The sequence below is a fragment of the Streptomyces sp. NPDC007157 genome (assembly GCF_040634235.1).
Classification (GTDB): domain Bacteria; phylum Actinomycetota; class Actinomycetes; order Streptomycetales; family Streptomycetaceae; genus Streptomyces.
Map to the genome: position 1 here is coordinate 199,620 of NZ_JBEYFE010000013.1, position 12,322 is coordinate 211,941.

Annotated in this window: 17 protein-coding genes; 10 read left to right on the top strand and 7 right to left on the bottom strand. The window is 69.9% G+C overall.

The window, feature by feature from the left end; genetic code table 11:
- Position 1 precedes the first annotated feature (1 nt).
- The 6 genes from ABZ642_RS24350 to ABZ642_RS24375 all read left to right on the top strand — a co-directional run bounded on the left by ABZ642_RS24350 (position 2) and on the right by ABZ642_RS24375 (position 4,402).
- Positions 2 to 952, top strand: a complete 951-nt coding sequence (locus ABZ642_RS24350) for an ABC transporter substrate-binding protein (protein ID WP_360487746.1) — start codon at positions 2 to 4, stop codon at positions 950 to 952.
- Positions 953 to 1,076: 124 nt separating this feature from the next.
- Positions 1,077 to 2,489 carry a condensation domain-containing protein gene (locus tag ABZ642_RS24355; RefSeq protein WP_360487749.1) on the top strand — a complete coding sequence of 471 codons (1,413 nt, stop codon included), beginning with the start codon at positions 1,077 to 1,079 and terminating at the stop codon, positions 2,487 to 2,489.
- A 229-nt stretch (positions 2,490 to 2,718) separates the two neighbouring features.
- On the top strand, positions 2,719 to 2,964 hold the full coding sequence (locus tag ABZ642_RS24360) for a hypothetical protein (RefSeq protein WP_360487752.1): 246 nt from the start codon (positions 2,719 to 2,721) through the stop codon (positions 2,962 to 2,964).
- Positions 2,965 to 2,971: 7 nt separating this feature from the next.
- Positions 2,972 to 3,337, top strand: coding sequence for a hypothetical protein (locus ABZ642_RS24365; protein WP_360487755.1), 366 nt, complete (start codon positions 2,972 to 2,974; stop codon positions 3,335 to 3,337).
- 96 nt (positions 3,338 to 3,433) lie between these two features.
- Positions 3,434 to 3,757, top strand: a complete 324-nt coding sequence (locus ABZ642_RS24370) for a hypothetical protein (RefSeq protein WP_360487758.1) — start codon at positions 3,434 to 3,436, stop codon at positions 3,755 to 3,757.
- A gap of 300 nt (positions 3,758 to 4,057) precedes the next feature.
- A complete protein-coding gene (locus ABZ642_RS24375) occupies positions 4,058 to 4,402 on the top strand; it encodes a hypothetical protein (protein ID WP_360487761.1) in 345 nt (114 codons plus the stop codon).
- 84 nt (positions 4,403 to 4,486) lie between these two features.
- On the opposite strand, the gene ABZ642_RS24380 is transcribed toward ABZ642_RS24375, so the two are convergent.
- The 3 genes from ABZ642_RS24380 to ABZ642_RS24390 form a co-directional block, all read right to left on the bottom strand.
- Entirely contained in the window at positions 4,487 to 4,774 is a 288-nt protein-coding gene (locus ABZ642_RS24380; protein WP_360487764.1) for a hypothetical protein, read from the bottom strand.
- A gap of 224 nt (positions 4,775 to 4,998) precedes the next feature.
- Entirely contained in the window at positions 4,999 to 5,286 is a 288-nt protein-coding gene (locus ABZ642_RS24385) for a hypothetical protein (RefSeq protein ID WP_360487767.1), read from the bottom strand.
- A 206-nt stretch (positions 5,287 to 5,492) separates the two neighbouring features.
- Positions 5,493 to 5,978, bottom strand: a complete 486-nt coding sequence (locus ABZ642_RS24390) for a hypothetical protein (RefSeq protein WP_360487770.1) — start codon at positions 5,976 to 5,978, stop codon at positions 5,493 to 5,495.
- A 463-nt stretch (positions 5,979 to 6,441) separates the two neighbouring features.
- On the opposite strand from ABZ642_RS24390, the gene ABZ642_RS24395 reads away from it, so the two are divergent.
- The 3 genes from ABZ642_RS24395 to ABZ642_RS24405 all read left to right on the top strand — a co-directional run bounded on the left by ABZ642_RS24395 (position 6,442) and on the right by ABZ642_RS24405 (position 8,516).
- Positions 6,442 to 7,182, top strand: a complete 741-nt coding sequence (locus ABZ642_RS24395; protein ID WP_360487773.1) for a hypothetical protein — start codon at positions 6,442 to 6,444, stop codon at positions 7,180 to 7,182.
- Between the two features lie 75 nt (positions 7,183 to 7,257).
- Positions 7,258 to 7,533 (top strand): hypothetical protein, encoded by a 276-nt coding sequence (locus ABZ642_RS24400; protein ID WP_360487776.1) that lies wholly within the window; start codon positions 7,258 to 7,260, stop codon positions 7,531 to 7,533.
- A 329-nt stretch (positions 7,534 to 7,862) separates the two neighbouring features.
- Entirely contained in the window at positions 7,863 to 8,516 is a 654-nt protein-coding gene (locus ABZ642_RS24405; RefSeq protein ID WP_360487779.1) for a chaplin, read from the top strand.
- 97 nt (positions 8,517 to 8,613) lie between these two features.
- On the opposite strand, the gene ABZ642_RS24410 is transcribed toward ABZ642_RS24405, so the two are convergent.
- Positions 8,614 to 9,111, bottom strand: coding sequence for a carboxymuconolactone decarboxylase family protein (locus ABZ642_RS24410; RefSeq protein ID WP_360487782.1), 498 nt, complete (start codon positions 9,109 to 9,111; stop codon positions 8,614 to 8,616).
- A gap of 46 nt (positions 9,112 to 9,157) precedes the next feature.
- Here ABZ642_RS24410 and ABZ642_RS24415 point away from each other — a divergent pair, with 46 nt between their 5' ends.
- Positions 9,158 to 10,588 carry a PLP-dependent aminotransferase family protein gene (locus tag ABZ642_RS24415; protein WP_360487785.1) on the top strand — a complete coding sequence of 477 codons (1,431 nt, stop codon included), beginning with the start codon at positions 9,158 to 9,160 and terminating at the stop codon, positions 10,586 to 10,588.
- Positions 10,589 to 10,662: 74 nt separating this feature from the next.
- Here ABZ642_RS24415 and ABZ642_RS24420 read toward each other — a convergent pair whose 3' ends face one another.
- The 3 genes from ABZ642_RS24420 to ABZ642_RS24430 form a co-directional block, all read right to left on the bottom strand.
- Positions 10,663 to 10,884, bottom strand: coding sequence for a helix-turn-helix transcriptional regulator (locus tag ABZ642_RS24420; protein ID WP_360487788.1), 222 nt, complete (start codon positions 10,882 to 10,884; stop codon positions 10,663 to 10,665).
- Positions 10,884 to 11,375: a DUF2975 domain-containing protein gene (locus ABZ642_RS24425; protein WP_360487791.1), complete on the bottom strand. Its 492-nt coding sequence runs from the start codon at positions 11,373 to 11,375 to the stop codon at positions 10,884 to 10,886. Before ABZ642_RS24425 ends, ABZ642_RS24420 begins: the two co-directional genes overlap by 1 nt.
- Positions 11,376 to 11,442: 67 nt before the next feature.
- Positions 11,443 to 12,270 carry a DMT family transporter gene (locus ABZ642_RS24430; protein ID WP_360488016.1) on the bottom strand — a complete coding sequence of 276 codons (828 nt, stop codon included), beginning with the start codon at positions 12,268 to 12,270 and terminating at the stop codon, positions 11,443 to 11,445.
- Between the last annotated feature and the right edge of the window lie 52 nt (positions 12,271 to 12,322).

Consider the following 12,322-nt stretch of genomic DNA (forward strand, 5'->3'; position numbering starts at 1 on the left):
CATGCGTCGTACGACTCTCGTGGCCGCCGCCTCCGTGCTGGTCCTCGCGACCGGCTGTGGTGCCGCCGACATGACCAAGCAGGCCTCGCCCTTCGCCAACGCGCAAGGGTCGAAGACCGTGACCCTGTCCGTGCAGTCCTGGGTCGGCGCGCAGTCCAACGTGGCCGTCGCCCAGTACCTCCTCGAACACGAACTCGGCTACCGCGTCGACACCGTGCAGGTGGACGAGGTGCCCGCCTGGGACGCGCTCAGCCAGGGCCGCGTCGACGCGATCCTGGAGGACTGGGGCCACCCGGACCAGGAGAAGCGGTATGTCGCGGACAAGAAGACCATCGGCCGTGCCGGGGACCTCGGGGTCACCGGGCACATCGGGTGGTTCGTGCCGACCTACCTGGTCAAGCAGCATCCCGACATCACGAACTGGAAGAACCTCAACAAGTACGCCTCCCTCTTCCGCACCGCGGAGAGCGGCGGCAAGGGCCAACTCCTGGACGGCTCACCGTCGTACGTCACCAACGACAAGGCGCTGGTGAACAACCTGAAGCTGGACTACCAGGTCGTCTTCGCCGGTTCCGAGGCCGCTCAGATCACCCAGATGAAGCAGTTCGCCAAGGAGAAGAAGCCCTTCCTGACCTACTGGTACTCGCCCCAGTGGCTGTTCAAGAAGGTGCCGATGACCGAGGTGAAGCTCCCGGCGTACCAGGAGGGTTGTGACGCCGACGCGGCCAAGGTGGCCTGCGCCTACCCGCACACCCCGCTGCAGAAGTACCTCAACGCGGACTTCGCGAAGAGCGGCGGCAGAGCGGCGGCCTTCCTGAAGAAGTTCAAGTGGACGACCGAGGACCAGAACGAGGTCTCGCTGATGATCGCCGACCAGAAGCTGAGCCCTCAGGAGGCCGCCAAGAAGTGGGTGGACAACCACCCTTCGGTCTGGAGGAAGTGGCTGTCCTGAGCCGCTTCCGTCAACTCGTTCGAGGTGTCACACGTCTCGCTGAAAAGTGGGCGACACAGCGGCCATCGCTCGCGCACGGCTTTGACTTGATCAAGCTGGTGTCTTCTGTGAAGGAGACGCCATCGTGCGAATTTCTGACATTCAGCGCTGCGAGGTCCGGCCCGGACGGCTAGTCGAGTGGACGTTCAGCCCGGCGACCGTCGCGGCCGCGACAGCGCTCCCGCCGGATCCGCGGCCGCCGGCGTACATCCAGGAGTCGCACATCAGAACGGCGCGGGCGGTGCGCGAGGACGGGTTGTTCGTACCGACCTGGCTCGGCACGGCGTTCGACCTGCCGGGCCGGGCCGACCTGGACGCGCTGGAAGAGGCCCTGCGCGGCTGGACGTTGCGTCACGAGACGCTGCGCAGCGGCTTCCGGTGGGTCGGCGACGACATGCACCGGTTCACGCTCGACGCGAACGACGTGACGCTGCACCGCGAGGTGGTCGGCGACTTCGCCGACGCGGAGGTGCTGACCCGGTACCTGCAGGATCGGTTCGACGTCGCGGCGGACGCGCTCGACTGGCCGAACCTCATCTACGCGGCGGTCGTCCGTGACGACTCCACCAGTGTGTACATGGCCTTCGACCACACCAATGTCGACGCCTACTCCCTCCAGCTCACCTCGAACGAGATCCACGGGCTGTACACGTCGGGCGTCACGGGGCGGCCCGTCACCGGTACGCCGGTGGGAAGTTACGTGGACTTCTGCCGGCACGAGCGGGCGAACGCGGACGGGATCGACGACACCCACGCGATCGTCGCGCGCTGGCGGGAGTTCATCGCCCGGTGCGACGGGAGGCTTCCGGAGTTCCCCGTCGATCTCGGTCTGCAACCCGGTGGTGCGCTGCCCGCCCAGAAGCTGATGTGCGAGCCGCTCGTCGACGCGGACACCGCCGCCGCGTTCGAGGCGCACTGCCGGCCCTACGGCGGCAGCCTGGTGGGCATCCTGGCCGCGACCAGTCTGATCGTCCACGAGCTCGGCGGGCAGCCGGTCTACCGTACGGTCGTGCCGTTCCACACCCGGTTGAAGTCCGAGTGGTCGGACTCCGTGGGCTGGTACGTCGGTGGCGCACCGATCGAGGTGCCGGCGGCACGGGACTTCGACGGCGCGCTCGCCACGGTCCGCGCCGAGCTGCGGGCCAACCGGTCGCTGGCGCGCATCCCGCTGGCCCGCGTACTGCGTCTGCTCGGTGCGGACTTCCGTCCGACCTCGCCCGACATGTACTCGATCGTCTCGTACGTGGACGCCCGCCTCACCCCCGGCTCGGCCGGCTGGAGCGAGCAGAAGACGTACGGGCTGATCCGGGTGTCGTACGGCGACCAGGTGTGTGCCTGGGTCAGCCGACTGCACGAGGGGCTGTGGTTCGCCTGCCGTTACCCGGACACCGAGGCCGCCTACAAGAACGTGCGGCGATATGCCGAGAAGTTGCGGGACTTGATTGCCTCCGTGCCGGCGAGCGATCACATGCGGGCCGCGCAGCCGGAACTCCTCTGACCCAACTTCCCTCTGATACGACCGTATTGGTATCGGCGTCGATATCCGGTAAACCGCAACTCACGGCCCTATGCCGTCAATTGGCGTCCGTCCGGTGATTTCGTCGGGCTATATGCCCCATGGGGAACACGGTTCTCCCGTGCGGTAAGTCATGTGCGGCTACTGCTAGTGTTTGCGCGGTCACGCTAGGCAATCGGTCTCGATGTACAGAAAAAGAATCGAGGTTTCCATGCGCAAGCTTCAGAAGGTCGTGTTCGCGGCGGTGGCGGCGGCCGGCGGCCTGTCTGCCCTCGGCGCCGGCACCGCTGTCGCCGACAACGGCGCCAACGGGCTGCAGGTGTCCGACCTGTACCGCCCCTACCAGGAGTGCAGTCCGCAGACGGTCGCCGAGAACGACGTCCCGATCGGTGTGCTCGGTCTCGCGGGCACCACGGACACCACCTGCGGTCAGTACAACACCGCTTTCACCGGGTGAGCTTGACATGGTGAACAGGAAGAAGATCGCGGCTCTCTCGGTGCTCGTCGGCGGCCTCGTCGCGACCGGCGCCGGCATCACCCAGGCGTATGCCGCGGCGGACCCGGGGGGCTGCACTCGTGACCTCCTGGGCAACCTCGCCTGCACCCAGCGGTTCAAGGGCGAGGTCCCCGAAGGCGAACTCCCGCCCCACCAGGACACCTGCCAGACGGTGCAGCCCCTGACGGTGCCCGCCGCCCTGGGCAACGGGAGGGCGCGGCTCGGGCCCGAGGTGACCTGTTCCCCCGAGACGTGGGGATCGACCGGCACCCGCGAGGACCGGCATGCGGGTCATTGGCGGGGGATGATGCGAGGCGAGAACGACGCGACATGAGCGAGTGTAGATCCTGAATGACTACCTAATGTGTGTATATGCTCACATTGTGTAGTCAAGCCGGGCTGTCCTGCCCGGACAAGAAAGGGTCATATCATGCGTAAGTTTCAGCGCGCCGCGGTCGTAGCGGCGGCGATTGCCGGCCTGTCCTTCGTCGGTGCCGGGGCCAGCTTCGCCGCCGGTGGCGAGGACGCGGGCCAGGGCGTCACCGCCGTGGCCAACTCGTCGGCCAACGCCGTTGCCGTCGGCAGCGGTTACTACGGCCCGGCGGCCCAGCCGCAGGGTCAGCCGGAGGCGCAGCCGGAGGCCCAGCCGCAGGGCCAGCCGGAGGGCCAGCCGGAGGAGCAGAAGGCCGGCCCCGACCAGTCCGAGCAGCCCGAGCAGGGTTACGGCCAGCAGCAGGGCGGCGAAGGCGAGTAACGGCGTACCGAGGACTCGTCCTCTCGGCGCCACCACGAGCGCATCGGCCTCCTTCGGAAGCCCGAGGAACATCGCACGAACTCCGGGGTCCGTTCAGCGGCTTGCTGAGTGACACCCCGCGGCGAAGGCAGCCCGGACGCACCGCTCCCTCGGGGCACGCGTCCGGGCTGCCGCCATCCTGTCGTCGGAAGCGGTCGGCACCGCGTGCAGGCGCAGGATGCCCTGATTCGACCTTCTCGGGCCTGGACGCATGCCGGTAACGGCACGCGACCGGGCCTCTTTTGCAAAGGAAAGCAGCACATGTTCACTCGGCAGAAGATTGCCACCGTCACGGGCCTCGTCGGGAGTCTCGCAGCGATCTGCGTCGGCGCCGGACACGCGTACGCGGACGGACACTCGGGCGACTGCAAGACCAACGCGCAGGGCGACACCGTCTGTATTCGCAAGAGCGAGGTCCACACCGACAAGGACGGCACGCACATCATCAAGCAGGCGCAGAACTGCGAGACGACCGACCGGCCGAGCGCGGTGTATCCGGAGGACGGACTGCTGGGCAGCGGATCCACGAGCGCCGGACCGGAGGTGGACTGTTCCAACACGGCGGAGCTGCCCAAGGGCTTCAAGAAGCCGCACATCGAATTCTGAGCACCATCTGGTGGTGCGCACCGCGGACAGGACAGATCCCGGTGCCCCGGCCGTTGCCGGGGCACCGGGATCTGTCGGTTCGGCCTACTTGCCGAAGCTGTTGTTGCAGCCCATGTCCGAACCGAGGTGGCTCTGCTGCGCACCGGCGTTGCCTTCGCCGTTCAGCAGGTTGCCGCCCAGGCCGTTGCCGATGCCGACCTCGCCGAGGATGTCGACGTTGCCGTCGTGCGACGTACAGGTGCTGCTCTGCCGGATGTCGAAGCTGTCGCCTCGCTTGCCGCCGCCCTGGTCGGCGTGGGCGGCGCCGGCACCCAGGAGCCCGATGCTCCCGAATGCGGCGAAGAGGACGGCAGCCATGCGGACCTTGTGCATTTCATCTCCGGTGAGGTGAGGTGAGGTAGAGGCGATCTGTGAAAGATCGGCGTTCTTGACCTGAAGGTTGATACGAAATAACCGAGATAATCCAGCGGCGCGCCGAACTCGCCTGATTTTCGTCACCTCTGCGGTCGGCCGACGCACGCAAATGGTCCCGGCGCAGGATTGAAGCCCGGCGCCGGGACCATTTGTCAACCGACGTTTTCGCGCCGATCAGATTTTCAGAAGGCGCTGTTGTTGCAGCCCATGGTGGAGCCGATGTCGGTGGCCTGGGCGCCCGGGTTGCCCTCGCCGTTCAGCGCGTTGCCCAGAACGCCGTTGAGCAGGCCGACCTCGCCGAGGACGTCCAGGTTCAGGTCGTGCGACTTGCAGTTGGAGCTCTGCTGGATGTTGAACTTGTCGCCGTGCTCGCCGCCCTTACCGCCCTGGTCGGCGTGGGCCGTGCCGCCGACGAGTCCGATGCTGCCGATTGCGGCGATCAGGACGGCAACGTTGCGAAGCTTACGCATGTCATCTCCGGGGAGTGAGTGGGTGCGATCTGCGGGAGATCGACTTATTACAGTTACGGGAGATTAGTACGAAATACGCCAAAGATGGCAGCGACGCGCCGATTTCGCGATCAAAAGGCGAAAGCACCCGAAAGTCGTATCGCGTCGGAACGGTCCCGCCGGTCGCGGTTTTCGACAACTCCCTGTCGCGCGCCGACGTTTGGCCGTCATCCCTGGCGCGCGTTGGCGAGCGAGTTCGACTGGCTGTTGGCCTGGGAACAGTCGATGCCGCGGGTCTGGGAAGCGGCGAGCAGGGCGACCGGGACGTTCGCGTCGAGCAGGCTCTGCGGGCTGCACTCCTGGGACGGACGGAACATGTTGGTCTGGCTCACCGGGGCGGCCTGTCCCTGCGCCGGCTGCGGGGCCGGCGACGAAAGCTGCGGGTTGATCTGCGGGTTCAGCTGCGGGTTGATCTGCGGGGCGACCTCGGTGGCACGCTGCGGGGGCGCCTGCTGCGGGGCCGGCGAGCCGTAGGACTGTGCGGTGGCCTGGGCGGAGGCGGCCGAGGCGGCCTGGGCGTCCGGCTGTGAAACGGGAGGCGGCACAGCCCCGTTGTAGGCGGCGGGAGTGACGGCGGAGCTTGGGGCGGCGCCGACGGCGGTGAGACCTCCGGCTGCTGCGACGACGAGCGCGACCCTACGAAGCTTGCGCATGGAATTCTCGGCCCTTCATTGACCTGTGCACGGAATCTGATGAAATGCTGATGAGGCAGCGCAGTTGTCGCTGTTCCTGCCGCCCCTGCGTGGCTGCGGTGAACCATCGTTCTTGCCCCGTGGGGAACGAGACGCGTGCAGAACCAGAAACGGTCGCCGGGTCGTGGTCACCCATTTGCCGCAGGGTGTGCGAGTGGTGAAGTGCGCCCCGTCGGAAGGCAAATGGGTGACGGGCTTTTGGATCCCGTGACCGCGGCCGGTCGATCGTCGTTCCGACGAGGAGAGGGCAGCGACCGTGGACCTGAAGAGGGTGAGGCAATCGCTGTCGGCTCCGAATGCGAAGTCCGCGTGCTTATCTGAATTACTGCTGCCTGTGATGCGGTACGAGTATCACACCGACTGCACGTGCGACCGCGCTGAATGCAATGGACTTCCCATCAGGTATCGAAGGGCCGAGGGTTTCATGCGCAAGCTTCACAAGGCCGCGCTCTTTGCAGTGGCGGCCAGCGGTCTGTCCGCACTCGGCGGCGGTGTCAGTCATGCCGCTCCCATCGGACAAGGCAGTCCCGCCCCGGCTCCGGCTCCGGCTCCCGAGCAATTCGCTCCCCAGGCTGCCCCGGCACCCGCGCCCCAGCCGGTCCAGCAGGCCGCACCCGCGCCCCAGCCGGTCCAGCAGGCCGCGCCCGCGCCCCAGCAGCAGTTCGCGCCAGCGCCCCAGCCGGTGCAGCAGGCCGCGCCCGCGCCCCAGCCGGTGCAGCAGGCCACGCCGGCGCCACAGCCGACCGGTTACGCCTCCAGCACGGCTTCTTCGCAGGGAGTCGCGCAGGCCGCCACGACGCCGTACCCGCAGCAGGCCCCTGCTCCGTACCAGCAGCAGGCCGCGCCGCAGTACCCGCAGCAGGCCGCCCCGCCGCAGCCGGCCCAGGCCGCCCCCGCGCAGCCGGCTCAGGTGGTGCCGCAGGTCATGCCCCAGGTCATGCCGCAGGTCGCCCCGCAGCTGGCCATGCCCCAGGTACCCCAGGACTTCGCCCAGCAGGCGCCGGCGATCGTCGCCCCGCAGTTGAACCCCCAGATCAACCCGCAGGTGAACCCGCTCCTCAGCCCGCAGCTCGGGTCCCCGGGCGCGCCGCAGCTCTCCCCGGTCGGCCTCGGGCAGGTCGCGGCGCCTCCGGTCGGCCAGCTGGGGCTCCCCCGACTCGGCTGACGGCCGCGCCGGCGAACATCCGCACGTCCCGCACGATCTCTCGCAGATTCCATCCGCCATACCAATGGAGAACCCATGCGCAAGTTCCAGAAGGCAGTCCTCGTGGGCGCCATGCTCGGCAGTGTCGGCTCCTTCGGCGCCGGCACCGCGTCCGCCCACGACGACCTGGGCCGCGACCTCGACATCACCCAGGCCACCGAGTGCCGTTCGCACGACATGAACATCGAAGTGATCGGCAGCGTCGGCGCGATCACCGGTCTGGCGGGCAACCTGCTGAACGGCGAGGGCAACCCGGGCGCACAGCAGAACCACCTCGGTTCGGACATGGGCTGTAACAACCAGGCGCTCTGACATCTCGCCGCCGCCCGCCCGGCCGGTGCCGCCACAGCCGACGCGCAACAGCCGTCGGCCGTGTCGATCCCCCGGCCATGTGCCCCGCCGTCGTGCGCGCATCCGCCGCCCCCGAAGCGAACCATGGCGCAGCGAGACGTCGGGGGGCGCCGGACCGGACGACCGTGGCACGCCCCGTCTCGTAGACGCCAGGCGGGCCCGCAGGCTCCAGCCCGGCACGCCCGTATCGCCCTGATACCGGCCCCAAAAGGTACTACTTATTTCGCTTTATTTGGATTTCACTGATCGCGGGTGAGTGCCCGCGACGTGTCTGGAAGGGCAGGGAACCCATGAAACGGGCTACCCGGAACAGTGTGATCGCCTTCGCCGTCGCGTCTGGTGCGATGGCGGTCGCGGGGCCCGCGTGGGCCGACTCCGCCGCGGACGGTTCCGCGGCCGGCTCGCCCGGGCTGGTGTCCGGCAACGACATCCAGTTGCCGGTGAACATCCCGGTGAACGTGTGCGGGAACACCGTCGACGTGGTCGGGCTCCTCAACCCCGCGATGGGCAACCGGTGCGCCAACGAGGGGGGCAAGTCCGCGGAGAAGGACGGGGCGGCAGCCGTCGGCAGCGCCCACGACTCGCCGGGCGTCCTCTCCGGCAACGACATCCAGCTTCCGATCGACGTTCCCCTGAACGTCATCGGCAACAGCGTGAACGTGGTGGGGGTCGGCAATCCGGTCTTCGGCAACGAGTCCGCCGACGAGCCCGGCCCGTCCACACCTCCCGCGCCGCCCGTCCGCCACCAGCCGTCGCACCCGGCCAAGGCCCACCCGGCGCCGAAGCCGCCCGCCACCGTCGTCCGGCAGCGGACGACCGGCACGCTCGCGCACACCGGAACGGGCAACCCCTGGGCGCCGGCGGCCGCGAGCCTGGCCTCGCTGACCGCTGGAGTGGTGCTGTACCGGCGCTTCCGTCCGAGGACGGTCAGCCACATGAGGTGATCCCGGCCGCCCCGTCCGACGGAGCCCGGCGGCGCTCTCCCCGACCGCCGCCGCGGCCCACCGCCGGAGCCCCGGCCCGGACGTCACCGGCCCCTGCTCAGGCGTGCTGGCCCGGCGTGTAGTGCCCGGGCACCAGCCGGCAGGTCACCCCGAACCGGTTCCAGGCGTTGATCACCGTGATGGCGGCGATCAGCTGCGCCAGCTCCGCCTCCTCGAAGTGCTTGGCGGCCCGCTCGTAGACGTGGTCCGGCACGAAGCCGTCCGTCAGGACGGTCACCGCCTCCGTCAGCCCCAGCGCCGCCAGCTCCTTCTCGGTGTAGAAGTGCTCGAACTCGTCCCAGGCGCTGAGCTGGATGATCCGCTCGACGCTCTCGCCCTGCGCCAGCGCGTCCTTGCTGTGCATGTCCACGCAGAGCGCACAGCGGTTGAGCTGCGAGGCCCGGATCTTCACCAGCTCCAGGAGCTTCGGGTCGAGGCCCTTCCGGGCGGCGGTGTCCAGCCGGACCATCGCCCGGAAGACGTCGGGCGCCAGCTCCGACCAGGCAAGACGGGGGGTGTGTTCCGGTGCGTACTCAGTCGGGTGTTCTGTGCTCATATCTCGACCCTAGGAGCCAGGCAGCCCAGGAGTATGGTGCATTTCCATGGGGAAAACATGGGCCACTCTGGGCATCGACCTCCATCTGGAACCAGCCGGTCCGGGTCTGCGCCGGGGCCTGACCGACGCCCTGCGCGAAGCCGTCCGCGGCGGCCGGCTGGTCCCCGGCACCCGGCTGCCCTCCTCCCGGTCCCTCGCCGCCGACCTGGGGATCGCTCGCAACACCGTCGCCGACGCCTACGCCGATCTGGTCGCCGAGGGCTGGCTCACCGCCCACCAGGGCTCCGGCACCCGGGTCGCGACCAGGGAGCCGACGGCGTCGCCGTCCGGGCGGCACGGCACGACCCCCGCCACCGGACCGACCGTCCACCGCCCCGCCTACGACCTGCGCGCCGGCCACCCCGACGTCTCCGCCTTCCCGCGCGCCGAATGGCTCAGGGCGGCCCGCCGTGCCCTCACCGCCGCCCCCAGCGAGGCCTTCGGCTACGGCGATCCGCGCGGCCGCGTCGAACTGCGCACCGCGCTCGCCGCCTACCTCGCCCGTGCCCGGGGGGTGCGCGCCGACCCCGAACGCATCGTGATCTGCGCCGGGTTCGCGCACGGCCTCGGCCTGCTCGGCCGGCTGCTGCGGGCCCGCGGGGCGGACACGGTCGCCGTGGAGTCGTACGGCCTCGACGAGCACTGGCAGCTGCTGACGGCGGCCGGACTCCGTACCCGCCCGCTGCCCTTCGACGAACGCGGCACGGACACAAGGGAGTTGGCGCAGGGGCCGGCCGCCGTGCTGCTGACCCCCGCCCACCAGTTCCCGATGGGCGCGCCGCTGCATCACGACCGGCGGGCGGCCGCCGTGGACTGGGCGCGGCGCACCGGCGGTCTGGTCCTGGAGGACGACTACGACGGCGAGTTCCGCTACGACCGCCGTCCCGTCGGCGCCCTCCAGGGCCTCGCCCCCGACGAGGTCGTCTACCTGGGCACGGCCAGCAAGTCCCTGGCGCCCGGACTGCGACTGGCCTGGATGGTGCTGCCGCCGGGCGTGGCCCGGGAGGTGACGGCGGTCAAGGGCGGCGTGGACACCTGCGGGGCACCGGACCAGCTGACCCTCGCCGAGTTCATCGCCTCGGGCGCCTACGACCGGCACGTCCGGGCGTCCCGCTCCCGCTACCGGCGCCGCCGGGACGACCTGGTCGCGGCCCTCGCCGAGCGCGCCCCGGAGATCCGGGTCACCGGCATCGCGGCCGGCCTGCACATGCTGCTGCGGCTCCCGCCCGGCACCCAGCACCGGGTGATCCGGGCCGCCGCCGCACAAGGCCTCGCCCTCGAGGGCCTCACCCCGCGCCACCGCCACCCCGACGCGGCCACCGCGCCCCCGGACGCCCTCGTCCTCGGCTACGGCACCCCCGCCGACCACGCCTGGTCGGGGGCGCTGGACGTCCTGTGCACGGTGCTGTCGGACCCGGCCGTGACCGGCGCCGAATGAATTCCCGGACCGAACTCCGGTAGGACGGCCCGGAAATCACCTGTGGAGGCGCTTCTCGCTCGCTCGGGGGCACGTCATCCGCCGGCGGCGTCCTCGGTCTCCCAGCGCAGCAGGTCGCCCGGCTGGCACTCGAGCACCTCGCAGAGCGCGGCGAGCGTCGCGAACCGTACCGCCTTGGCGCGGCCGTTCTTGAGTACCGCCAGGTTGGCGGGCGTGATCCCGACCCGGTCCGCGAGCTCGCCCACGGACATCTTCCGCTTGGCCAGCATCACGTCGATGTCGACGGCGATCGGCATCAGATGACCTCGTCCAGCTCGGCCTGCATCTGCGCGGCTTCGACGTCGCGCGCGACGGCCTGGGCGAGCAGCATCCGCAGGACGAGCACGATGAGCGCGACCCCGAGGATGGCCAGGCCCACCCCGCCCATGATGATCGTGACGCCCGGGTCGTCCCGCTGGCCGGGCGCGTTGAGGGCGGTGACCGTGAACCACAGCAGGGCGATCGCCACGATCGCGCCGATCACCCTGTCCACGTACCGGAAGGCCGCGTCGGAGAACACGGTTCCGCGTCGCACCATCGTCACCAGCCGCCACACGCAGACCAGGGCCACCTGAGCCGACACCATGCCCAGGATCGTGATCACGCGGAACGCGGTCAGCGGGAGCGACCCGTCCTCAGGATCGTTCCCGCTGGCCAGCGTCCACACCATGCCCGCCTGTACGAACACGGTGCCGGTGAGCACCACCGCGAGCACGGTGCGCAACGCGCGCACTGTCAGCTTCCCCACGACTCATCCTTCCATCGACTTGCGATGGGAATCTATCGTTTCTCGATAGATGTGACAAGGGTGGGGCTCAGCCCTCCTCGACCTTCTCCGGCGCCTCCCCGAACCGGGCCAGTGCCAGCGCCCCCGCGACGGCCACGGTGAAGCCGAGCACTCCGAGCCAGGCGAGCCCCTCGCGGGTGCGGTCCCCGAGCCAGACCACGCCGATGGCCGCCGGGCCGATCGTCTCGCCGATCACCATCCCGGCCGTCGCCGTGGTCACCGAGCCGCGCTGCAGCGCCGAGGTCAGCAGCAGGAAGGCACCGCCGCCGCCGACGAGCAGCGCGTAGGCCGCCGGGTTGGTGAGCAGGCCGCCCGGCCACAGGGTGTCGATGAGTCGCACCGACACCTCCACCACCCCGAACCCGAACCCCGCCCCGAGGCCCAGCAGCAGTGCCCGCCACCGCCCGGACAGCCGACCGCCGACGAGCCCGAGCAGCAGCACGCCCACCGCGGTCGCGAGCATCGCGTACTTCAGCGCGTCGGACCCGGCCCGGTCGCCCTCCGGTCCCGACGCCAGCCCCAGCATCGCGAGCCCCGCGCACACCACCCCCACCGCGCCCCACTCCAGCCCGCTCAGCCGCACCCGCAGCAGCCGGGCCGCGACCACCGCGGTCACCGCGAGGCTGGACGCCAGCGCCGCGCTCACCGCGTAGATGGGGAGCGACCGCAGCGCCAGGATCTGGAACACGAACCCCAGCCCGTCCAGCCCCAGCCCGGCGACGTACCGCCACTGCCGGACGGCCCGCAGCAGCAGCGCGGCCTCCCCGCCCGTACCGTCACCGGCCGCCCGGGCGGCCATCGCCTGCAGAACCGTCGCGGTACCGAAGCAGAGCGCCGCGGCGAGCGCGCACACCATTCCAAAGAGCACAAAGGGACTGTAGGGGAGGGGAGTGAGGGGCGAAGTGGTC

Bases quoted from the DNA above. Each gene is read 5' to 3' on its own strand.
- ABZ642_RS24350 (WP_360487746.1), top strand. From the start codon at position 2: ATGCGTCGTACGACTCTCGTGGCCGCCGCCTCCGTGCTGGTCCTCGCG.
- ABZ642_RS24360 (WP_360487752.1), top strand. From the start codon at position 2,719: ATGCGCAAGCTTCAGAAGGTCGTGTTCGCGGCGGTGGCGGCGGCCGGC.
- ABZ642_RS24365 (WP_360487755.1), top strand. From the start codon at position 2,972: ATGGTGAACAGGAAGAAGATCGCGGCTCTCTCGGTGCTCGTCGGCGGC.
- ABZ642_RS24370 (WP_360487758.1), top strand. From the start codon at position 3,434: ATGCGTAAGTTTCAGCGCGCCGCGGTCGTAGCGGCGGCGATTGCCGGC.
- ABZ642_RS24375 (WP_360487761.1), top strand. From the start codon at position 4,058: ATGTTCACTCGGCAGAAGATTGCCACCGTCACGGGCCTCGTCGGGAGT.
- ABZ642_RS24380 (WP_360487764.1), bottom strand. From the start codon at position 4,774: ATGCACAAGGTCCGCATGGCTGCCGTCCTCTTCGCCGCATTCGGGAGC.
- ABZ642_RS24385 (WP_360487767.1), bottom strand. From the start codon at position 5,286: ATGCGTAAGCTTCGCAACGTTGCCGTCCTGATCGCCGCAATCGGCAGC.
- ABZ642_RS24390 (WP_360487770.1), bottom strand. From the start codon at position 5,978: ATGCGCAAGCTTCGTAGGGTCGCGCTCGTCGTCGCAGCAGCCGGAGGT.
- ABZ642_RS24395 (WP_360487773.1), top strand. From the start codon at position 6,442: ATGCGCAAGCTTCACAAGGCCGCGCTCTTTGCAGTGGCGGCCAGCGGT.
- ABZ642_RS24400 (WP_360487776.1), top strand. From the start codon at position 7,258: ATGCGCAAGTTCCAGAAGGCAGTCCTCGTGGGCGCCATGCTCGGCAGT.
- ABZ642_RS24405 (WP_360487779.1), top strand. From the start codon at position 7,863: ATGAAACGGGCTACCCGGAACAGTGTGATCGCCTTCGCCGTCGCGTCT.
- ABZ642_RS24410 (WP_360487782.1), bottom strand. From the start codon at position 9,111: ATGAGCACAGAACACCCGACTGAGTACGCACCGGAACACACCCCCCGT.
- ABZ642_RS24415 (WP_360487785.1), top strand. From the start codon at position 9,158: ATGGGGAAAACATGGGCCACTCTGGGCATCGACCTCCATCTGGAACCA.
- ABZ642_RS24420 (WP_360487788.1), bottom strand. From the start codon at position 10,884: ATGCCGATCGCCGTCGACATCGACGTGATGCTGGCCAAGCGGAAGATG.
- ABZ642_RS24430 (WP_360488016.1), bottom strand. From the start codon at position 12,270: ATGGTGTGCGCGCTCGCCGCGGCGCTCTGCTTCGGTACCGCGACGGTT.